The 21,278-nt window shown below is 54.9% G+C and carries 19 protein-coding genes; 18 read left to right on the forward strand and 1 reads right to left on the reverse strand.

The genetic code is table 11. The annotated features are described in order from the left end of the window. The first annotated feature begins 662 nt into the window (after positions 1-662). From ndhC to R3F50_16205, 16 genes are all read left to right on the forward strand, one after another. Entirely contained in the window at positions 663-1,112 is a 450-nt protein-coding gene (ndhC, locus tag R3F50_16130) for an NADH-quinone oxidoreductase subunit A (GenBank protein MEZ5491823.1), read from the forward strand. Further along, a complete protein-coding gene (locus R3F50_16135; protein MEZ5491824.1) occupies positions 1,109-1,750 on the forward strand; it encodes an NADH-quinone oxidoreductase subunit B family protein in 642 nt (213 codons plus the stop codon). Before ndhC ends, R3F50_16135 begins: the two co-directional genes overlap by 4 nt. A 106-nt stretch (positions 1,751-1,856) precedes the next feature. After that, positions 1,857-3,647: an NADH-quinone oxidoreductase subunit C/D gene (gene nuoC, locus R3F50_16140; GenBank protein MEZ5491825.1), complete on the forward strand. Its 1,791-nt coding sequence runs from the start codon at positions 1,857-1,859 to the stop codon at positions 3,645-3,647. A 55-nt stretch (positions 3,648-3,702) separates the two neighbouring features. After that, positions 3,703-4,254, forward strand: coding sequence for an NADH-quinone oxidoreductase subunit NuoE (gene nuoE / locus R3F50_16145; GenBank protein MEZ5491826.1), 552 nt, complete (start codon positions 3,703-3,705; stop codon positions 4,252-4,254). Between the two features lie 8 nt (positions 4,255-4,262). Further along, the gene (gene nuoF / locus R3F50_16150; protein MEZ5491827.1) at positions 4,263-5,543 is read left to right on the forward strand and encodes an NADH-quinone oxidoreductase subunit NuoF; all 1,281 of its coding nucleotides are present in this window, start codon (positions 4,263-4,265) and stop codon (positions 5,541-5,543) included. 54 nt (positions 5,544-5,597) lie between these two features. Beyond that, positions 5,598-8,351 (forward strand): NADH-quinone oxidoreductase subunit NuoG, encoded by a 2,754-nt coding sequence (nuoG, locus tag R3F50_16155; GenBank protein ID MEZ5491828.1) that lies wholly within the window; start codon positions 5,598-5,600, stop codon positions 8,349-8,351. 3 nt (positions 8,352-8,354) lie between these two features. Next, the gene (gene nuoH, locus R3F50_16160) at positions 8,355-9,317 is read left to right on the forward strand and encodes an NADH-quinone oxidoreductase subunit NuoH (GenBank protein MEZ5491829.1); all 963 of its coding nucleotides are present in this window, start codon (positions 8,355-8,357) and stop codon (positions 9,315-9,317) included. Positions 9,318-9,319: 2 nt separating this feature from the next. Beyond that, complete coding sequence (gene nuoI, locus R3F50_16165; GenBank protein ID MEZ5491830.1) at positions 9,320-9,859, forward strand: NADH-quinone oxidoreductase subunit NuoI; 540 nt, start codon at positions 9,320-9,322, stop codon at positions 9,857-9,859. Next, positions 9,856-10,338 (forward strand): NADH-quinone oxidoreductase subunit J, encoded by a 483-nt coding sequence (gene nuoJ, locus R3F50_16170; GenBank protein MEZ5491831.1) that lies wholly within the window; start codon positions 9,856-9,858, stop codon positions 10,336-10,338. The genes nuoI and nuoJ overlap by 4 nt, the downstream gene beginning before the upstream one ends. A 34-nt stretch (positions 10,339-10,372) precedes the next feature. Then, positions 10,373-10,681 (forward strand): NADH-quinone oxidoreductase subunit NuoK, encoded by a 309-nt coding sequence (gene nuoK, locus R3F50_16175; GenBank protein ID MEZ5491832.1) that lies wholly within the window; start codon positions 10,373-10,375, stop codon positions 10,679-10,681. Positions 10,682-10,734: 53 nt separating this feature from the next. After that, positions 10,735-12,582 carry an NADH-quinone oxidoreductase subunit L gene (gene nuoL, locus R3F50_16180; protein MEZ5491833.1) on the forward strand — a complete coding sequence of 616 codons (1,848 nt, stop codon included), beginning with the start codon at positions 10,735-10,737 and terminating at the stop codon, positions 12,580-12,582. Beyond that, complete coding sequence (locus R3F50_16185) at positions 12,579-14,054, forward strand: NADH-quinone oxidoreductase subunit M (protein ID MEZ5491834.1); 1,476 nt, start codon at positions 12,579-12,581, stop codon at positions 14,052-14,054. Before nuoL ends, R3F50_16185 begins: the two co-directional genes overlap by 4 nt. Positions 14,055-14,074: 20 nt before the next feature. After that, positions 14,075-15,547, forward strand: a complete 1,473-nt coding sequence (locus R3F50_16190) for an NADH-quinone oxidoreductase subunit N (GenBank protein MEZ5491835.1) — start codon at positions 14,075-14,077, stop codon at positions 15,545-15,547. Between the two features lie 160 nt (positions 15,548-15,707). Further along, a complete protein-coding gene (locus tag R3F50_16195) occupies positions 15,708-16,748 on the forward strand; it encodes an NAD(P)H-dependent glycerol-3-phosphate dehydrogenase (protein ID MEZ5491836.1) in 1,041 nt (346 codons plus the stop codon). 3 nt (positions 16,749-16,751) lie between these two features. Next, a complete protein-coding gene (locus R3F50_16200) occupies positions 16,752-17,456 on the forward strand; it encodes a DUF4389 domain-containing protein (protein MEZ5491837.1) in 705 nt (234 codons plus the stop codon). A 65-nt stretch (positions 17,457-17,521) separates the two neighbouring features. Further along, positions 17,522-18,484 carry a DUF4892 domain-containing protein gene (locus R3F50_16205; GenBank protein ID MEZ5491838.1) on the forward strand — a complete coding sequence of 321 codons (963 nt, stop codon included), beginning with the start codon at positions 17,522-17,524 and terminating at the stop codon, positions 18,482-18,484. 4 nt (positions 18,485-18,488) lie between these two features. Here the strand turns inward: R3F50_16205 and folE are convergent, their stop codons facing one another. Beyond that, positions 18,489-19,034: a GTP cyclohydrolase I FolE gene (folE, locus tag R3F50_16210; GenBank protein MEZ5491839.1), complete on the reverse strand. Its 546-nt coding sequence runs from the start codon at positions 19,032-19,034 to the stop codon at positions 18,489-18,491. A gap of 43 nt (positions 19,035-19,077) precedes the next feature. On the opposite strand from folE, the gene prmB reads away from it, so the two are divergent. Continuing rightward, positions 19,078-20,037 (forward strand): 50S ribosomal protein L3 N(5)-glutamine methyltransferase, encoded by a 960-nt coding sequence (gene prmB / locus R3F50_16215; GenBank protein ID MEZ5491840.1) that lies wholly within the window; start codon positions 19,078-19,080, stop codon positions 20,035-20,037. A gap of 82 nt (positions 20,038-20,119) precedes the next feature. After that, complete coding sequence (gene aroC, locus R3F50_16220; protein MEZ5491841.1) at positions 20,120-21,193, forward strand: chorismate synthase; 1,074 nt, start codon at positions 20,120-20,122, stop codon at positions 21,191-21,193. Positions 21,194-21,278: the final 85 nt, after the last annotated feature.

Consider the following 21,278-nt stretch of genomic DNA (forward strand, 5'->3'; position numbering starts at 1 on the left):
TGGGTGGCGTTAGTGAAATATCAGTCCCTGATATTGATAGCCGTCGAGGATCAAAGCGCTTGCCATTAATTCAGAAGGCGTGTTACTTTTGCGCCAGGCTAAGGTTTAGGTCCTGCATGCAGTGGGCCGGCCTGTTAAACAAGAATAAATCAGTAAGCCGCAGTCTTTAAGCTTGAGTTGTTCTCGTACCGTAAGTCAGTGTAATTCCTGATACGAGACAAGTTTTCTGGGCTTCCTCATCAGAAGTTTTGCTGTATGGGAAGTAGTAGAAAGACAACCGCTACAAGCCGAAATCAGGGCAGGGCCGACCTGCAAATCCCTGTCAGTGTTTCGCTGACCTGTCGTTTCATTCCCAGTCTTAACCTCCTAAAACTCAATATTCCAACTGCTGAAAACTCAGACCGCTGCGGTGTTTATCCGTTTCAGGGCTTGCACGCTTTGCGCCAGGATTCTGTAAACTGGATGAAAAGCACGGCTACAGGTGAGCAGGCAGTGGTGAGCGCCAGGGTGTAGAGCCGGATTTTCGAGAGGATTGACGCCAGAAGTATAGAAGTAAGCAGTTGACGTTTAATTAGAATTCTTTTTTACATAAATCGGGTTTGTTGAGTAAGGAAAACGGATAGAGTTATCCTCGCTCTCAGTGCACCAAAGGGGTATTGGGTTTGGAAGCTACAACCGGTCTTTTAGACGCGCTACGGCCGTTTCTATTCTATTCGGCGGCAGTGCTGGCGCTGGTCCTCTTTATGCTGGGCCTGTCTTACCTGCTGGGGCAACGTACCAGTTCACCCAACAAGGATTTACCCTTTGAGTCCGGCATCGTTTCTGTTGGCAGTGCTCATTTCAAGGTTTCCGTACATTTTTACCTCACCGCAATTCTGTTCATCATTTTTGATCTGGAAGTTGTTTTCCTGTTCGCCTGGGCCGTAGTGGTCAGGGAGGCAGGCTGGACTGGTTTTATCGAAGTCAGTGTTTTTATCTTCATACTGACCGTGGCACTGGTTTATCTGTGGCGTATTGGCGCCCTGGACTGGCGAACACAGACTCAGAAGCGTGAGCTGCACATGGTGCGCGGCCCCGGAGGTGTGGTTAACAAGAAGGAATTCAAGCTATGACCTGGGAGCTGCAAAAACCGGAAGATGCCCCGTCTCCGCGGCGTGGTGACAACAGTTTTGACGAATACATCCGGCAGAACGTGATGATGGCAAAGCTCGAGGATCTGGTCGCCTGGGGCAGAAAGAATTCAATCTGGCCGTTCAATTTCGGCTTGTCCTGCTGCTACGTGGAAATGGCGACCGCTTTCACCAGTCGCCATGATATCGCGCGTTTTGGTTCCGAAGTAATCCGCGGTACACCACGGCAGGCGGATCTGATTGTAATCGCCGGTACAGTCTTTCGAAAGATGGCTCCAGTTGTCGAGTTATTGTACGAACAGTTGCTGGAGCCACGTTGGGTCATTTCCATGGGGTCCTGCGCCAATTCCGGTGGCATGTACGATATTTACTCGGTGGTCCAGGGGGTGGACAAATTTCTGCCGGTAGACGTCTACGTGTCCGGTTGCCCGCCACGCCCCGAAGCATTGTTACAGGGGCTGGTTCTGTTACAGGAGTCGATAGGGGCGGAGCGTCGCCCGTTGAGTTGGGTAATCAATGATCAGGGAATTTACCGTCGTGATGGCAAAGAAGTGCAGCGGGTGCGTCGTCATGACGAGCGAATTGCGGCCCGGGAACTGCGCTCTCCGGATGAGGTTTGACAGGTATCGAACGCGTCGTAAGGCAGCCTGAATCGAATAGAGTATCAGGTCGGATAAATTGTTCTAAAACAAATAGATAACAAAAACAAGTGAAGTAAAACAAAAAGTGGAAACAGCCCAGCAATCCAAGTCAGACAGCAACCAGGACTCCGCCGCCCCGATGACCTTGTTGAAAGACATCGAGAGTCGTTTCGGTCAGCGTGTGCTGGCGAGACAGTCCACCGGTGACGGCATTCCGACGTTCTGGATAGACCGTGCTGATCTTAAAGAGATTATGCGGTACCTCAAGGAGGATGCCGATCCGCGCTTTGAAATGCTGTTCGATCTGACCGCCATTGATGAACGGATGCGGGTAAATCGTCGCGGTCAGCCTGACAGTGAATTCTCGGTGGTCTATCACCTGATGTCATTCCGGGGAAACGCAGACCTGCGCATCAAGGTGCCACTCCAGGATCGAGACTTATCCCTGCCGACGGTTTCTGACATCTGGCCCAGTGCCAACTGGTACGAGCGCGAAGTCTGGGACATGTTCGCAGTCAAGTTCGACGGTCACCCCAATCTCTACCGACTGATTTTGCCTCCCACCTGGGAAGGGCACCCCCTGCGCAAGGAGCATCCGGCCCGGGCAACCGAAATGGAGCCGTTTTCACTGGATGAAGACAAGGAGAAAATTGAGCAGGAAGCGCTGAAGTTTCGGCCGGAAGAGTGGGGGATGGCCCGTAAATCAGAAACCTCCGAATTCATGTTTCTCAACCTTGGACCCAACCACCCCAGTGTTCACGGGGCGTTTCGCATCGCGCTGCAACTGGATGGTGAAATTCTTGTCGACGCAGTTCCTGATATTGGCTATCACCACCGTGGCGCAGAGAAAATGGGAGAGCGCCAGTCCTGGCATACCTTTATTCCCTATACCGACCGGATCGACTATCTGGGCGGTGTAATGAACAACCTGCCTTATGTGATGGCGGTGGAAAAGATGGCCGGCATCCAGGTGCCAGAGCGGGTTAAAGTAATCCGCGTGATGCTGTGCGAAATGTTCAGAATCTGCAGTCACCTGCTTTTCTACGGCACTTTCGCTCAGGACGTGGGACAGCTATCGCCCATTTTTTACATGTTTGTTGAGCGTGAACGAATATTCAATATTATCGAATCAATCTGCGGAGCACGGATGCACCCCGGCTGGTTTCGAATCGGAGGCGTCGCCCAGGACCTGCCGGTGGGCTGGGATAAGCGAGTGCGTGAGTTGCTGGATTTCATGCCGGCGCGTCTGCATGACTACGACAAGATGGTAATGGACAATGGCATTCTGAAGCGCAGGACGCAGGGTGTCGGGGTCTATGATACGGAACAGGCATTTGACTGGGGCGTTACCGGGCCGGGTCTCAGGGCCACCGGGCTGGAATGGGATTACCGGAAGCAGCGTCCCTACAGCGGTTATGAGAATTTTGAGTTTGATGTACCTATTGCGATTAATGGTGACTGTTACGACCGTTGCGCTGTGCGTGTGGAAGAAATGCGACAGAGCCTGCGCATAATCAAACAGTGCGTGGATAACATGCCGGAAGGGCATTACAAATCCGATCATCCGTTAACAACGCCACCCCGCAAAGAGCGGACTCTGCAGGATATCGAAACCCTGATTAACCATTTTCTGAATGTCAGCTGGGGGCCGGTTATACCCCCTGATGAAGTCAGCGTCGCAGTTGAAGCAACTAAAGGGATCAATGGTTATTACCTGGTAAGCGATGGGAATACCACCTCTTACAGAACCAGGATCCGTACGCCGTCATTTGCCCATTTGCAGATGATCCCGGAGATCAGCCGAGGCTTCATGTTGCCTGACCTGATCGCCATTATCGCCAGTATCGATTTTGTTATGGCGGATGTGGACAGATAGAGATTCGCTTTATTGGGAACAGGTTCCGTTTGAGAGAAGAAGTGGTCACAGGAAAATGAATTCAAACCTCATAGCCAGCAGCGCAACTGCCGACCAGGTGAAGGCACGGAAGTTAAGCGCCAGTGAAATCGAGGAAATCGAGCACGAAATGACCCTGTATCCCGACAAGCGGGCAGTGGGTCTGGAAGCGCTGAAGATTGTGCAGAAGCACCAGGGCTGGGTCTCGGATGAAAGCCTGTTGGCCATCTCTCAATACCTGGATATTCCGGCCAGTGAACTGGAGGGTGTCGCTACATTCTTCAACCTTGTCTACAGGCGGCCGGTTGGCAAACACGTTATGCTTTTCTGCGATAGCGTGAGTTGCTGGATCATGGGCTGCGAGAGCATGCGTCAGCACATCAAGGACAGGTTGGGAATTGATTATGGCGAGACTTCCAGTGACGGTGAATTTACCCTGATTCCAGTGCCGTGCCTGGGTGATTGTGACCGGGCGCCGGTAATGATGGTTGATGACCACCAGCACCGCAACCTGACCAGGGAAAAGATCGACGCAATCATACAACGGTACCTTAATAACGAGACCGGCGAACAGAGCAGTCAAGAATAGTTCAAGTTATGGAAAAACCGCTGACCAGAAATATCGATATGTCCCGACCGCCGCTGGAAATAGCCCAGTATCAGGCTGCAGGGGGATACGAGAGCATTCGTAAAATTGCCGCTGGACTGGCTCCCGGCGATGTCCTGCAACAGGTGAAGGACTCTGGCCTGAAAGGGCGCGGGGGTGCTGGTTTCCCAACCGGGTTGAAATGGAGTTTCGTACCCATGGGAGATGCCGCACCCAGGGAAAAATACCTGGTCGTCAACGCGGACGAAATGGAGCCCGGTACTTTCAAGGACCGCCTGCTGATGGAGGGTGATCCGCATCTTCTGCTTGAAGGGATGATCATCGCTGCGTACACCATTCAGGCCAGCAAGTCCTACATCTTTCTGCGTGGTGAATACGTTCGTGCCGAGCAGGCTCTGAATAAGGCAATCAGGGAAGCGTATGCAGAGGGCTTATTGGGAACCAATATTCTCGATACGGGTTTCAATCTTGATATCGTGGTCCATACGTCGGCCGGGCGTTATATTTGCGGCGAAGAAACGGCCTTGCTGAATGCTCTGGAAGGGAAACGCGCTAACCCCAGGGCCAAACCGCCGTTTCCCCAGGTCAGTGGCCTGTGGGGCAAGCCGACTATCGTCAACAACGTGGAAACAATCTGCAATCTGCCTGGGATCATCAGCCAGGGTGTTACCTGGTACCAGAACCTGGGGAAGGGCATCGACCATGGGACCAAGTTGTTTGGTGTCAGTGGCCGGGTTCGGAATCCAGGCTGCTGGGAATTGCCGTTCGGAACCACTATACGTGAAGTTATCGAAGAGCATGCGGGCGGGATGCAGGAGGGCTATCAGCTGAAAGCCTTTCTGCCCGGGGGCGGGTCAACGGATTTTCTGTTACCGGAACACCTGGATCTCGCGCTGGATTACGATGTGATCGGCAAAGCCGGCAGCCGGCTGGCTACCGGGACAATGATTCTGCTGGATGACCGAACCTGCCCTGTCGGGATGATAGGCAACCTGATGCGCTTTTTCAGCCATGAATCCTGTGGCTGGTGTACACCCTGCCGGGATGGCCTGCCCTGGATTGAGCAGATTTTTAGTGATCTGGAAGCCGGCCTCGGCACTGAGAAGGATATCGGTATCCTTGAAGACCATCTTGGTTACCTGGGGCCAGGGCGCACATTCTGTGCACTGGCGCCAGGCGCGATGGCGCCACTTGGAAGCGGGCTGAAACATTTCCGGCAGGAATTCGAAGAACACGTGGCTAAAAAATGTTGCCCCTACACGCAGCACTGAGTTGAACGCTCAGACCGCCAGGGGCATATTGCAGTTAATACTGGAGAAGTATCAGTGGCAAAAGTTGTCATAGACGGAGTGACATACGAGGTAAACGGAGACAACAACCTGTTGCAGGAGTGTCTCTCCCAAGGCCTCGATCTGCCGTATTTCTGCTGGCATCCCTGCATGGGATCCGTTGGTGCCTGTCGCCAATGCGCGGTAAAGCAATACCGGAACGAAGACGACGAAACCGGAATGCTGGTGATGGCCTGCATGACGCCGGCCGCTGATGGCAGCATCATTTCCATTGAAGACGAGGACGCGAAAAAATTTCGTGCCCAGGTCATCGAAAGCCTGATGATAAGTCATCCCCATGACTGCCCGGTCTGTGAGGAAGGCGGTGAATGCCACCTGCAGGACATGACCCTGATGTCAGGCCACAACTACCGGCGTTATGACCGGAAAAAAGTCACCCATCGCAATCAGTATCTGGGTCCTTTCGTAGGGCATGAAATGAACCGCTGTATCACCTGCTATCGGTGTGTGCGGTTTTACGATGATTACGCGGGCGGTACCGATCTCTCTGCGCAGGCCAGTCACCATCACACCTATTTCGGGCGGCAGAGCGACGGCTGCCTGGAAAGCGAGTTCAGTGGTAACCTGGTGGAAGTCTGTCCTACCGGCGTGTTTACGGACGCCACGTTCAGCGCCCATTACTCGCGTAAATGGGACCTGCAAACAGCCCCTTCCGTGTGTGTTGGCTGTGCGGTGGGTTGTAACACGACTCCCGGTGAGCGGTATGGCGAATTGCGACGGATCGTCAATCGTTACCACGGTGACATTAATGGTTACTTTCTCTGCGATCGTGGCCGGTTCGGGTATGGCTTCGTCAACAGTGATGAACGTATCGCCGCACCGCAATCGGGCAGGGGAGATCAGCGCAACCTCCTGAGTGTCGAGGAGGCTGCACAGCAACTGCAGAGTCTGCTCAGCGGGGTCAAGGGTCCTGTCGTGGGTATCGGCTCGCCGCGAGCCAGTGTCGAAGCCAATTATGCGCTGCTGCAACGGGTAGGGCCGGGAAATTTCTACGCTGGATGCAGCGACAACGAATTTATCCTGATCAGGCAGATGATCGAACAGCTACGTGATCCTCAATTCCATGCGCCTTCGATTCGCGAAATAGAAGCCGCGGACGCCGTCCTGATCCTTGGTGAAGATGTAACGAACACAGCGCCGCGTATCGCGCTGGCACTGCGGCAATCGGTTCGCAACCGGGCAGACGAGCTGGCCGCAGGGGCGGGTATCCCATTATGGCAGGACGCCGCAGTGAGGGAGCTGGCACAACATGAGCTGGCTCCGCTGCATATCCTGGCCGGCCATGCAACACGGCTGGACGATGTGGCCAGCACCACGACTGTAGGGGAGGTGAGCAGCCTGACGCTGCTGGCAGCGGCCGTTGCCAGCGGGCTTGACGCCAGTGCACCGGCAGTATCCGGTGCCCTGACTGAAGAACAATCTCGTGTCGTAGATGGCATCGTGGCTGATCTGAAGCAGGCGAAGCGGCCTCTTATAGTGTGTGGCACAGGAAGCGGCAGCCTGCAACTAATGAAGGCTGCCGCCAACGTTGCCCGGGCTCTGGCAGTTGACCGCGCGGCGGAACAGGCAATTGATCTCTGCTGTGTTGTACCTGAGGTAAACAGTGTCGGCCTGGGCCTCATGCTTGGCGCGGAAAATACTCTGGGCAAGGCGCTGGGCAGAATGCAGGCGGGAGAGGCTGAAGCCGTCATTGTCCTGGAAAATGATCTCTACAGCCGGGCTGCAGAAACAGAAGTGGATAAAGCCATCGCCGGGGTGGATCACGTGGTGACAATTGATCAACTCAGCAACCGGACTACCGCCAGGTCAGATCTGGTACTGGCCAGCACCAGCTTTGCCGAACAGAAAGGAACCTACATTAATTACGAAGGCCGGGCGCAGTTGAGCATGCAGGTATTCATCAGCTCACTGGTCAATCAGCCGGCCTGGAACTGGCTGCGTAAGGATGCCGCGACAACACACAGTGAACTGTTGCAGTCCTGTGAAACCGAGCTCGGTAAGATGAGTGGCCTCACGGCTGTTCTGCCGGATGGCAGCGGTGCTGTTGCCGGAATGAAGATTCCCCGGCAGTCGCATCGCTACAGCGGCCGGACCGCGATCCAGGCCGGCATCAATGTCCATGAAGCCAAGCAGCCCCAGGATGCCGATTCGATCATGGCATTCTCCATGGAGGGTGTGCTGAGTCAGAAAGATGCCTCGATGATGTCCAACACCTGGGCGCCACGCTGGAATTCCAACCAGTCGGTAAGCAAGTTCCAGGACGAAGTTGGGGGCCAACTGCGGCAGGGGAATCCAGGCCGGCACGTGATCGGCAAGAGCAGCAGTGCTGGCAGTTACCTGGAAATCACAGCGGATAATAGCGGTGCAGAAGCAGGCTTCAGTGTATTCCCGGTGCATCAGCTCTACGGCAGTGACGAACTCAGCAGCCGCGCGGGACCGGTGCGGGAGCGCCTGACCGGTTCCTACCTGGCCGTCGCGCCGGAGGATGCCAGAAAGCTCGGGGTCACCAGCAATGACCTTGTTGAGGTTCAGGCGGCGGCAGGCAAGGCCCTTTATCCCGTTTGTATCAGGAGTAAGGTAAAACCCGGATCTGTCCTGATGTTTACCAGCGCCGGTGAGTTTCCCATCGCGGGTTCATCAGAACGTGTGCAATTGTCAAAAACTCCCGGGTCAGGGCAGGGGCGCTTCGACAATCTGATTGTCAGTGATTTGCTTCAGGAGGTTCCCTAGATCATGAGCTGGGAAGTCGGATCAATCTTAAATGTTGTGAGTATCCTGCTGGTCGTGGTCGGTATTGCCGCTATGCTGATCTGGGTTGAACGGCGACTGCTGGGCATCTGGCAGGAACGACTGGGCCCAAACCGGGTCGGTCCCTTTGGGCTGCTGCAGGTCGTGGCGGACATGCTCAAAATTTTTACCAAGGAGGATTGGGTGCCTCCATTTGCCGACAAGCTTAGCTTCGTGCTTGCTCCGGCCATAATCATGACTGTGGTGCTGATGAGTTTCAGTGTGATTCCATTCGCCCCGGGAGTGGGGGTTATCGATTCCAATATCGGAGTTCTGTTCGTGCTGGCTATGGCTTCTCTGGGCGCCTACAGCGTGATGCTGGGCGGGTTGTCGTCAGATAACAAGTACGCGCTGCTGGGCAGCCTGCGGGCAGCGGCCCAGATGGTGAGTTACGAAGTCTTCATGGGTATTTCTCTGCTGGGTATCGTGGCGCTGACCGGGAGTTTCAATCTGCGCGAAATCGTACTGGCCCAGGCAGATGGCTGGTATGTCTTTCCGCAGATCATCGGCTTTATCATTTTTCTCATTGCCGGCGTGGCTGAAAGTCATCGCCTGCCCTTTGACATTCCCGAAGCGGAGCAGGAAATTTGCGCTGGATACCACACCGAATATTCCGGAATGAAATTCGGCATGTTCTTTGTCGGGGAGTACCTGGGGCTGGTATTGATCTCTTCTTTGATTACGGTCTTCTTTTTTGGTGGCTGGCTTGGACCCGGGTTTCTCCCACCGATAGTCTGGTTTGTCATCAAGGCGGCGTTTTTTATCGCCTTCTTTATTCTGCTGCGGGCGGCGATCCCCAGGCCCCGCTACGATCAACTCATGCGTTATGGCTGGTTGTTCCTGCTGCCATTGTCGTTGCTTAATCTGCTCGTGACCGGCGTTATCATTCTGGCAGGAAGCGGGGGTTAATTATGTTTAAACTGATCAAGGATACCTTCACCAGTCAGCTCGTCACGTTGTGGCGCGTTTTTGTACACATGTTCGATAAAACGGATACTGTGCAGTATCCCGATGAACAGCCCTACATGTTTCCCCGCTGGCGGGGGCGAATCATTCTCAGCAGGGACCCGGATGGGGAAGAGCGTTGCGTCGCCTGTAACCTTTGCGCCGTGGCCTGCCCGGTGGACTGTATTGCGCTGCAGAAAGCGGAAGACGAAAACGGTCGCTGGTACCCGGAGTTTTTCCGGATTAATTTTTCCCGCTGCATTATGTGCGGGTTCTGTGAGGAAGCCTGTCCCACCAATGCTATTCAGTTGACCCCGGATTTCGAGATGGCCGAATACGTGCGTCAGGACATGGTCTGGGAGAAAGAAGATCTGCTTATCGACGGAACTGGCAAGTACCACGATTACAATTTTTACCGGGTTGCGGGAATGGCTGTGGGTGGTAAAGATAAGGGCGAAGCACTGAATGAGTCTCCGCCTGTGGATGTAAGGAGTCTGTTGCCATGATGCTGTTATTTTACCTGGCGGCCACTATCGCGCTGATTTCTACAGTCGCCGTAATTCTGCAGTCAGACGTGGTCCACGCGCTACTGTACCTGATACTTTCTTTGCTGGCGGTAGCGGTTATTTTCTATACCTTTGGTGCCCCCTTTGCCGCCATGCTGGAGGCAATCGTTTATGCCGGGGCGATTATGGTGCTGTTTTTGTTTGTGATCATGATGCTGAATCTGGGTAAGCGGAGCCGGGATCAGGAAAAAAGCTGGCTGGACAAAAAAATCTGGATCGGACCCATGGCAATGGCTGGCGTGCTGCTGGTGCAGTTGCTGAATGTAGTGCGTCAGCAACAGACGGAGGTTGCAGTAACCGAGGTCGGTGTGCGGGAGGTCGGCCTGGCGTTGTTCGGTCCCTACGTGCTGGCAGTGGAGATTGCCTCTATCCTGCTGCTGGCCGGCCTGGTGGGCGCGTATCACCTGGCGAAGAAATAGTTGAATTCACTGTAGACAGCGGGGCGGAAACAGAATGCAGGAAATTCCATTTGAACAGGGTCTGATGCTGGCGGCAATCTTGTTTACGCTCGGATTGATTGGCGTCCTCACCCGACGCAATGTGGTGTTCGTGCTCATGTCGCTCGAGATAATGCTCAATGCCTGCGGACTCGCTTTCGTTGTCTCTTCGGCACGCTGGCAGCATGCGGACGGGCAGATCATGTTTCTGATGATTCTGACCCTGGCTGCCGCAGAAGTGGCCGTAGGGCTGGGGTTGATTATTCAGATGTTCAGGAAGTTTCAAACTGTGGACATTAATGTGTTGTCGCAAATGCGGGGCTGACCAGCAGTGGCAGAATTGGCAAACAAACAGCAAACAACAACAAGAGATTCAACGTGCTTGATCTAATCTGGCTATTACCGGCGCTTCCGCTAGCAGGGTTTCTTATCCTGGCGTTTTCGGGTGGGGACCTTCCAAAATCCGTTGTTGCCTCTGTAGGGGCCGGCTCTATCGGGCTGGCATTTCTCGTGGCGGCTTTATCAAGTTATGAGTTTCTCTCGTCGGGCCAGGCCAGCTTTCAACTGACTCTCTGGGAGTGGATGGCAGCCGGGGATTTCACTTCAGCGTTCGCGTTTTACCTGGATGGTCTGACGGTCGTCATGATCCTGGTGATCACGGGGGTCGGTTTTCTCATTCATCTTTACTCCACCGGATTCATGATCGACGATCCCGGTTACGGTCGCTTTTTCGCCTACATGAATCTCTTTGTGGCTGCCATGCTGGTACTGGTGCTGGCAGACAACCTGGTACTGTTGTACCTGGGCTGGGAAGGGGTGGGGCTGTGCAGTTATCTGCTGATCGGCTTCTGGTACGAAAATCCCGCCAACGGGTACGCTGCCCGTAAAGCGTTCGTGGTCACCCGGGTTGGCGACACCTCCATGGCGCTTGGGCTGTTCCTGCTGTTTTCGCAACTGGGAACGCTGAATATTCAGGAGTTGATGCACAATGCCCAGGGTCAGTGGCAGACAGGCTCCGGCGTGGCCGTTGCAGCCACGCTGCTGCTGCTCGGCGGCGCAGTCGGCAAGTCCGCCCAGTTACCGCTGCAGACCTGGCTACCGGACGCAATGGCCGGCCCGACGCCGATCAGCGCCCTGATTCATGCCGCGACCATGGTAACCGCCGGTGTCTACCTGATAGCCCGCACGCACCTGCTGTTCGAACTGGCGCCCACTGTTCAGTCTTTGGTCGCCTGGGTCGGGTTGATAACCCTGCTAATGGCCGGCTTTACGGCACTTACACAGAACGACATCAAGCGCATCCTGGCTTATTCAACGATCAGCCAGATCGGTTATATGTTCCTCGGGCTTGGCGTCGGTGCCTGGTCGGCGGCGGTGTTCCACCTGATGACTCATGCTTTTTTCAAGGCGCTGCTGTTTCTGGCGGCTGGCACGGTAATCCTCAGCCTGCATCATGAACACAACATTTTCAAAATGGGCGGTATGCGCAAGCATCTTCCGGTCGCCTTCTGGTCGTTTGTCATCGGCAGTGCTGCCTTGACGGCCTTGCCATTTACCTCCGGTTACTTCAGCAAGGATGAAATACTGTTGGCCGCTCTTGAGAGCGGTGGCAGCGGCACTTTGTTATGGCTGGGGGGTGTACTGGGTGCGTTCTTCACGGCGATCTACAGTTTCAGACTAGTATTTGTGGTGTTTTTCGGCGACTGCCCGCATCCGGCCAAGGAAGTTACCGGCTTCAGAATGGCCGCTCCTCTGGCGGTTCTGGCCGTGCTGGCTTTAGTGGGTGGTTTTATTCAGGTGCCGGTGGATGCGGTCTTCAGCCATGGCGAGACGGTCCATGAAGAACACCATGTCAGTTTTATACTGCATGCCCTGATGATTGCGGTACCCATCATCGGCGTTGGAGTTGCCTACCAGTTTTTCTGCGCCAGAACCTGGTCTGCGCAGAGCCTTGTTAAATCGGGCCTTGGTGCCGCGCTGCACAGATTCTGGTTCAGCGGCTGGGGCATGGACAGGTTGTATCAGATGCTCTTTGTCAGCCCGTTCGTTGCGCTGGCGAGGCTGAATCGGCGCGATATTATCGATCTGCTGGTTGGCCTGCTGGTCTCTATAACCGCCCAGGCGAACCGACTGCTGGTCAGAACACAGACCGGCTACCTGCGCTGGTACGCTGCCAGCGTCATGGCAGGACTTGTCATCCTGATAGCGATAGGAGCATTGCTGTGATTCTGGCCTGGTTGATAATCATTCTCTTTGTGGGCGGGCTGGCTGCCTGGCTGGCAGACTATGTTGATCCCAGATTGCCGCGAATCGTTGCGCTGGTCTTTCTGCTCATCGACGGACTGTTGATTCTCAGTGTGCTCAACGAGCCCACTTTAACTCCGCCTGGAGGGTCCGGTGAATGGCTGGTCTACCTCAAGGCGGACTGGCTTCCCCGCTTTCAGATCTACTTCCAGGTGGGGCTGGATGGGCTCAGCTGGCTGATGACGGCGCTGACGGTTTTCCTGGGCATCATGGCCGTAGGTGCGGCCTGGAATGAGATCCGGGACAAAGCCGGATTTTTCTATTTCAACCTGTTGTGGACTCTGGCCGGGGTCATTGGTGTTTTTGTTGCGCTCGACCTGTTCCTGTTTTTCTTTTTCTGGGAAGTCATGTTGATCCCCATGTACCTGATCATTGCTATCTGGGGGCATGAGAACAAGAGCTACGCCGCCATGAAGTTCTTTATCTTTACCCAGATTTCCGGCCTGCTGATGCTGATAGGAATTCTTGCCATCGCCTACAACCATTACCTGCAGTTCGGTACTTTCAGCTTCGATTATTTTGCCCTGCAGAATGTCCAGTTGGCCGGATCTGCCGCAATGCTGATCATGTTGACGTTCTTCGTCGGCTTCGGCACCAAGCTGCCCAGCGTGCCGCTGCATTCCTGGTTACCGGATGCCCACAGTCAGGCGCCGACCGCAGGCAGTGTGATCCTGGCGGGTATCCTTTTGAAAACCGGTGCTTACGGGCTGATTCGTTTCACTATTCCGCTGTTTCCGGAGGCGGCCCGGCAGTTTGCGCCGGTCGCTATGACCCTGGCCGCAATAAGCATCGTCTACTGTGCCAAGGTGGCATTCGCCCAGACCGATCTGAAGCGACTGATTGCGTATACCAGTGTGAGTCACATGGGCTTCGTTACGCTGGGAGTGTTTGCCTGGAACGAGCAGGCGGTTCAGGGTGCAGTGATGACCATGCTGGCACACGGGCTCAGTGCGGCAGCCCTGTTCATGCTGGCAGGCGGTCTCCAGCACCGTATTCACACCCGGAACATGGAGCAGATGGGTGGCTTCTGGGCCCGCGTTCCCAGGATGTCAGTCGTTGCACTGTTCTTTTCGGTAGCGGCGCTCGGGATGCCCGGGCTGGGTAATTTCGTTGGCGAATTTCTGGCGCTGATCGGAGCTTTTCGCGTCAGTATTCCACTTACGGCGGTGGCGGCGCTGGGGCTGATACTGGCTTCCGTCTATTCGCTGTGGGTGCTGCAGAAAGTATTTCAGGGCTCTTATGACAGCGAGCAGCATGATGAAGCGGCCCTGGTCGATCTGAGCAGACATGAAATGATTTTTTATCTGGCCATGATGGCTGGACTGGTGTGGATGGGAATGTACCCCAAGACTTTTCTTGACCTGTCAGCCATGACGCTGGGAAGTCTTTTTTAGATTCAGTAGCAGGCTTGTCGATGGAAACAACACTAACAATTCAGGATCTTGTGCCGTTACTGCCCATGCTGGTTGTTACAGCAATGACAGTAGTGGTTATGCTGCTGATCGCCCTTAAGCGCAATCATCCCCTGGTGGGGGCGGTCACCATGGTCGGCATCGCGCTGGCCCTGCTGGCGACCTTTCTGGTGCTTCCTTTCGCAGGGCAGCAGATAACACCGCTGTTAATGATAGACAACTACAGCCTGTTCTTCACCGCCGTTATCCTGGTGGCGACCGGGGCCATCGCGGTGTTCAGTTTTCCCTATTTGTATGATCTGAAGGACGAAGTGGAGGAGTTCTATCTGCTGTTGCTTATAGCCACTATCGGTGCGCTGGTGATGGTCAGCAGTAATCACTTCATCAGCGCATTTCTTGGCCTGGAGACGCTCAGCATTTCTCTCTACGGCATGATTGCCTATCCTCTCCACAGCAAGGACGCCGCCAAATTTCCATTGGAGGCGGCGGTAAAATATCTCGTCTTATCAGCGGTTTCTTCTGCTTTTATCCTGTTCAGTATCGCGCTGTTGTATGCCCAGACCGGCAGCCTGCAATTTACCGATCTGGCACTGGCCAATGGGGCAGCCCCGGTGGCTGACGGTTACTATGTCACGTCGCTGGTTCTGCTGATGGCCGGCGTGGGATTCAAGCTGTCATTGGCACCCTTTCATCTCTGGACACCTGACGTCTACGAAGGCGCGCCATTGCCCGCCACCATGTTTCTTGCGACGGTCGGCAAGGCCGCTATGATGGTACTGCTGCTGCGTTTTATTATCGCTTCGCAGGCCCTGTCATTCAGTCCGGTAGTTGCCGTAATGGGTGTGATTGCTGTGCTGTCTATTCTGGCCGGTAATGTCCTGGCGTTGCTGCAGGAAAACCTTAAGCGGATTCTGGCCTACTCCTCGATCGCCCACATGGGGTACCTGTTGATAGCATTAATTGCGCTTGATGGAGCCAGTACCAGACTGGGCGTAGAAGCCATCAGCTTTTACCTCATTGCCTACATAGTGATGTCATTAGGTGCCTTTGGCGTCGCCACGGTAGTCTCGAGCAGCGAAAAGGAATTCGATTTCGTCGCCGATTATCAGGGGCTGTTCTGGCGCGAACCCTGGTTGGCACTGCTGTTGACCGCGATGCTGCTTTCCCTGGCAGGTATCCCGTTGACCGTCGGCTTTATCGGCAAGTTCTACGTAGTGCTGGCAGGGGTAGAAGGCTCGCTCTGGGGGCTGCTGCTGGTTCTTGTTGCCGGCAGTGGCATCAGCATCTACTACTACCTGCGGATCATTTATCGTATGTTGTTGCAGTCGGAACACCAGCAGGATTTCCGGATCGCAGGCTGGAGCAGTATCGGTTCCTACGCGGTATTGGCTTTGCTGCTGTTTGCTCTGGTACTGCTGGGGGTCTATCCGGCGTCTCTTATGGCGCTGATTGAAACGGTGGCCGTCTCTATCTGAGTTCTTTGCGCGTCGCCTGGCGTGGCGTGGAAGAGAATGTTATCCGTTCTCATCGGACTGATGTGTCGCACCCTGATAGCGTCCTGCAGGGTTCCATCATGGTTATCTCACTGAAATCGGACTATCATTGGCGGCCCGACGATTCGCTTTTGGCCAATAAATGGATATCAAAAAAGTAGCCGTACTTGGGGGTGGCAGCTTCGGTACGGTAATCGCTAACATTATTGCCGAGAACGGCTATCCGGTTTTTTTCTGGATGCGCAGCAGGGAGATGTCGCGTCAGGTCAACGAGCAACGCGAAAATACACAATACCTACCCGGTTATCACCTGCATGAGAACGTCACGGCGACGAATGACATGCGAACCGCTGTCTCCGAAGCGGACATCGTCTTTGTGGCAGTACCAAGCCATTCATTCAGGGCCGTCGTCCGGCTCATGCGGCATTTCTTTCCCCCGACGTCGATGTTGATCAGCACCACCAAAGGCATAGAGCGGGGCACGTTTTTACTGATGAGTGAGATTCTTCGCCAGGAAGCACCACTGGCGAAGGTCGGTGTTCTGAGTGGTCCCAACCTGGCCAAGGAAATAGCCCGTCGGGATCTCACCGGTACGGTGATTGCCAGCGAACACGCGAGTGTGCGCGAGACAGTCAAAGAAATACTGGCTTCAGACTATTTCCGGGTTTACAGCAACGACGATTTCTACGGCATCGAGTTGGGTGGCTCGTTGAAAAACATCTACGCCATCGTTGCCGGCATGGCGGCCGCCCTTGGGATGGGGCACAACACCAACAGCATGCTGATTACCCGCAGTTTGACCGAGATGGCGAGATTCGGCAGGGAACTGGGTGCAGACCCGATGACTTTCCTGGGGCTGGCCGGGGTGGGTGACCTCATTGTAACCTGCTCCACGCCGCTCAGCAGAAACTACCGTATCGGTTACAACCTGGGGAAGGGTAAATCCCTCGACGAGTCGATCAAGGAAGTTGGCCAGGTTGCAGAAGGCCTGAATACCCTGAAGTTGGTCAAGCAGAGGGCCGATGAACTGGGCGTCTATATGCCTCTGGCCAGTGCGCTTTATCGCGTGATCTACGAAGGGGAATCCATCGAAAAAATAATCCCGTCATTGATGCAGAGTGAACAGGCGCTGGATGTTGAGTTTGCCGCTAAAGAAGAGAAGCGGCTGAATCGAGAGGAGTAGGCCATGGATGATGATTTTGACAGCGTGGCTGGAAATTTGAAACAACGATCCACGTGGCTGCGAATACTTTTCATGCTAGGCTTCGGGCTGGCGCTTTACGTGGTCGGGATAGTGCTTTTATTCATCACGTTGGCACAGGCCTTGTTCAGCATTCTGACCGGTAACGACAACCGGAATCTGCGCTTGTTGGGGGGCGACCTCGCGGAATACGTCAATCAGATTCTCAGTTTTCTTACTTATAATTCGGAGAGCCGGCCCTTTCCGTTCAGTGCTTTTCCTGACCAGGCCGACCCCTCGGAAGAATCCACAGGCCCGGCGGGGACGCCTGGCCGCGCAACAGAAACTGCCGAGGAGCCCGATCTGCGGAAGGCCGAGGCTGGCGAAGGGGCAGGGTCTGACGCGGAGGTAAAAAAAAACCCTCGGATTCCGGTGCCACCGGATGAGCGGTCAATTGCAGAACAGAATCACCTAAAAAAGGAAAGAACCATGTCAAACCATGAACCTACATCTCAGAGCGAAAACAATGACGGCAATGACAAGGCCTCGAGCGAAGCCGTTTTCAGTCTTGCCAACATCAAGGTCAACGTAAACAGGAATAGGAACAGTAAAGCAGGGCCGGAGCTGTTTGCCGGTCTGAAGACGGGCAGGACAGCCGATGAGAATGGACCTGCTTCCGATAACGAAGAGGCTGAGAATCAGGATAAGTGACCCATCTGAACAGCTGTCGGGCTCGAACCTGTCCATAGCGGCGCACACTGACACTGGATAACCAAATGATGGATCAGCCTGTGGGATACTCTGCACCACCAAACCTGCGACTGTTATTCGGTGCGCTGCTCTTGTTGTGCTGGGGAGGACACGCCGCCGCCCAACTTCCTGGAGAAGTGTCGCAAGCGCGGGATCATTCTTTGATGGCACGTTTTTCCGGCGCCACGATCGTTGAATACGCTGAAGAATCCGACGTCAATTATCGCCTGGTGCTTGGCAATATGCGCCGCATTGCAGGCCGTGTTGTGCCCGAGCAGGCAGACCGCCTGCGCGGCGACCTGACCCGCCTGACCTACGAAATTCCTGACGGATACAATGGTGCCGATGTGATCGCTTTCTTCCGGGCCCAGGCGGAACGGAATGGTTATGTAACCCTGTACAGTTGCGAGGGGAGGGGTTGCGGCAACAGCAATTACTGGGCCAATGAGGTATTTGACAATCGCTCGCTGTATGGCCCAGAGCGAAATCAGTACTACATGGCATTGCGAGCCGATGGCGATCAAGGTGCCGCGGCGTATCTTGCTGTTTATGTCACCACCCGAACCAATCAGCGACTTCTCGCTCATCTGGAAATACTCGAATCCGGATTGGATGGCGGTGCAGCGGATAACGTTGCGCCGGAGGGGGAGGGGGCTCTGGGGACGCTGCTGGAATCCCGCAGTCTTCGGCTCTACGGTCTGGTGTTCGATGCGGAAGACAGACTGACAGAGGCTTCAGGTATCGATGCTGTAGTTCGCCTGCTGGAGCAGAATCGAAACCTGGCAGTCTATGTGGTCGCCCACCTTGGAGGATCAGGCGGGCTTGCAAGTCTGCTGCAACGCTCGCAACGGCGCGCCGAGCAGGTCCGGGAGCAGCTTCTGCTGGAAGGCATTAGTGGAGACCGGGTGCTGGCCCGGGGCATTGGGCCGCTGGCGCCGGGTTGCAGCGAGGGAGATTGCGATGAGCGGGTGGAGCTGGTGTTGCAGTAACCCGTCAGCCGGATTTGACCAGTGAAAGAAATTCGTTACGAGTAGACTGGCTGTTGCGGAACGCCCCGAGCATACAGGAAGTCGTCATTACAGAATTCTGTTTTTCCACCCCGCGCATCATCATGCACATGTGCTGGGCTTCAATAATCACGCCGGCGCCGGTCCCTTCGGTCTGAGTTAGGATCGCTTCGGCGATCTGATTGGTAAGACTTTCCTGAATCTGCAGTCTGCGCGCGAACATATCCACGATCCGGGCTACTTTAGACAGGCCGATAACCTTGCCTTTGGGAAGATAAGCTACATGGCACTTTCCGATAAATGGCAGCAGGTGATGCTCGCACATCGAGTAAAGCTCGATATTCTTGACGATGACCATCTCGTCGGAACTGGAAGGGAAAAGTGCGCCATTGATAACGTCGTCGATATTCAGATTATAGCCCTGAGTAAGGAACCGCATGGCTTTCGCTGCCCGTGCGGGGGTGTCTTTCAGACCAGGGCGCTCGGGGTCTTCTCCAATTGCATCAATAATTTGCCTGTAAGCGTTGTCCATCAGTGGCCTCGGTTGGCGGGGGCGGAAATTGCTGCTGTTTGCTATGATCCGCTACCCTACGACAACAGCGAATTCGGGTAAAGATTTTTTTCCCTGCTGGCATCCCTGTTATGCTGTGGCCATGAAAGTCAATGACTATATAGAGACCCTGTCTCAGCGCTTTGAGCAGGCCGACCTGTGTTATGCACACGGCACAGACAATCCCTGGGATGAGGCCTGTTACCTTGTGTTCGCCACCCTGTCACTGGACTTTGAGGATTTTCCAACCGCATTGCAGCGCAAATTGTCGGAGTCAGAGCTGCAGTTGCTCGAGGAAAGGGCCCGGCGGCGCCTGGAAGACAGAATACCTACCGCTTACCTGGTCGGGACCGCCTGGTTTGCCGGCCACCCGTTCAAGTCTGATCACCGTGCCTTGATACCCCGCTCGCCAATTGCTGAACTCATCGGGCAGCGGTTCAACCCGTTGCTGGCCAGCGACCCGCAGACTGTTCTGGATCTTTGTTGTGGTGGGGGATGTCTAGGTATCGCTGTTGCACTGGCATTTCCCGAAGCCCGCGTAGATGTGCTGGACAACTCATCAGATGCGCTGGATCTGGCCCGCGAGAATGTCAGTCTGCATGGGCTTGAGGAGCGCGTCAGAGTGATTCGTTCGGATCTGTTTACCGGCCTGATTGGGCGACGCTACGATCTGATCGTCAGCAATCCGCCTTACGTGAGTCAGCAGGAAATCGATGACTTGCCGGCGGAGTTCAATCATGAGCCCTCTACGGGCCTGCTCTCAGCGGACAACGGCATGGAATTGCCGAAGCGGATTCTTGCGGAAGCTGTCGACCACCTCAACGAGGACGGCATTCTGATTCTGGAGGTTGGTTATTCCCACCCGGAGCTGAGTGCACGATACCCGGATATTCCCTTTCTGTGGCTTGAGTTCGAGCAGGGCGGGGAGGGGGTGTTGATGCTCACACATGACCAGCTCGCCAAGTACAGGGAACGCTTCAAGTAGTGTACAATGCGGTGCTTTTTGTCAGAGCATACCCGAACAGGCAGGCTGATTCCTGCCGCTAACCTGAAGGGCCTTGAATCTCATGTCCGGCAACAGCATTGGCAGACTATTTACTGTAACCAGCTTTGGCGAAAGCCATGGGCCGGCTATCGGTTGCATCGTGGATGGCTGCCCGCCGGGTCTGGAGATCAGCGAGGCAGACCTGCAGGTCGATCTGGAGCGGCGCAAGCCGGGGCAGTCACGATTTACCACGCAGCGCCGTGAGGCAGATCAGGTAAGGATATTGTCCGGTGTGTTTGAAGGAAGAACGACAGGAACGCCGATCGGCCTGTTGATCGAGAATACCGACCAGCGTTCGAAAGATTACAGCAAGATCAAGGATCAGTTTCGTCCGGCCCATGCAGACATTACCTATCAGCGAAAATACGGGCTGCGCGACTACCGGGGCGGCGGTCGCTCCTCTGCCCGCGAAACCGCCATGCGGGTGGCTGCCGGTGCGATCGCCAAGAAGTACCTGCGCCTTCATGAAGGGGTTCTGATTCGAGGGTACCTGAGTCAATTGGGCCCGATCCGGGCTGAAAATATCGATTTCGATGAGGTAGAGAACAATCCCTTTTTCTGTCCCGATGCAGCGAAAGTACCGGAGCTGGAGGCGTACATGAATGCCTTAAGCAAAGAAGGGAACTCTATCGGTGCCCGGATTAACGTGGTGGCCAGCGGTGTTCCTGCTGGTCTCGGCGAACCGGTCTTCGACCGCCTGGATGCCGAACTGGCAGCGGCGCTGATGAGCATCAATGCCGTCAAGGGTGTTGAGATTGGTGCCGGATTTGCCTGTGTGGAGCAGAAAGGTACCGAGCACCGTGACGAGATCACCCCGCAGGGATTCCTGTCCAATAATGCCGGGGGTATCCTGGGCGGCATATCCAGCGGTCAGGATATCCTTGCCAGTATCGCCCTCAAACCGACTTCAAGCCTGCGAATTCCCGGTCGATCAATCGATGTGAACGGCAACCCTGTCGAAGTCGTCACTACGGGTCGACATGATCCCTGCGTCGGCATTCGCGCAACGCCCATAGCCGAAGCAATGGTAGCGATCGTACTTATGGATCATTATCTGCGCCACCGAGCTCAGAACACCGCCATCACTGACTCCTGAGCGGCGGGTCATCCGGCGCTATAACTTTTACCTATAACCTGTATGAGAATTATTAATTTTATTGTTGGTTTTCAATAAGATAAAT

It is taken from the genome of Gammaproteobacteria bacterium (assembly GCA_041395725.1).
In the GTDB taxonomy this organism is placed as follows: domain Bacteria; phylum Pseudomonadota; class Gammaproteobacteria; order Pseudomonadales; family Pseudohongiellaceae; genus NORP240.

Coding starts and splice junctions, on each gene's coding strand:
- R3F50_16135 (MEZ5491824.1), top strand. CDS start 1,109: ATGACCTGGGAGCTGCAAAAACCGGAAGATGCCCCGTCTCCGCGGCGT.
- nuoE (MEZ5491826.1), top strand. CDS start 3,703: ATGAATTCAAACCTCATAGCCAGCAGCGCAACTGCCGACCAGGTGAAG.
- nuoF (MEZ5491827.1), top strand. CDS start 4,263: ATGGAAAAACCGCTGACCAGAAATATCGATATGTCCCGACCGCCGCTG.
- nuoH (MEZ5491829.1), top strand. CDS start 8,355: ATGAGCTGGGAAGTCGGATCAATCTTAAATGTTGTGAGTATCCTGCTG.
- nuoI (MEZ5491830.1), top strand. CDS start 9,320: ATGTTTAAACTGATCAAGGATACCTTCACCAGTCAGCTCGTCACGTTG.
- nuoJ (MEZ5491831.1), top strand. CDS start 9,856: ATGATGCTGTTATTTTACCTGGCGGCCACTATCGCGCTGATTTCTACA.
- nuoK (MEZ5491832.1), top strand. CDS start 10,373: ATGCAGGAAATTCCATTTGAACAGGGTCTGATGCTGGCGGCAATCTTG.
- R3F50_16190 (MEZ5491835.1), top strand. CDS start 14,075: ATGGAAACAACACTAACAATTCAGGATCTTGTGCCGTTACTGCCCATG.
- R3F50_16195 (MEZ5491836.1), top strand. CDS start 15,708: ATGGATATCAAAAAAGTAGCCGTACTTGGGGGTGGCAGCTTCGGTACG.
- R3F50_16200 (MEZ5491837.1), top strand. CDS start 16,752: ATGGATGATGATTTTGACAGCGTGGCTGGAAATTTGAAACAACGATCC.
- R3F50_16205 (MEZ5491838.1), top strand. CDS start 17,522: ATGATGGATCAGCCTGTGGGATACTCTGCACCACCAAACCTGCGACTG.
- folE (MEZ5491839.1), bottom strand. CDS start 19,034: ATGGACAACGCTTACAGGCAAATTATTGATGCAATTGGAGAAGACCCC.
- prmB (MEZ5491840.1), top strand. CDS start 19,078: ATGATCCGCTACCCTACGACAACAGCGAATTCGGGTAAAGATTTTTTT.
- aroC (MEZ5491841.1), top strand. CDS start 20,120: ATGTCCGGCAACAGCATTGGCAGACTATTTACTGTAACCAGCTTTGGC.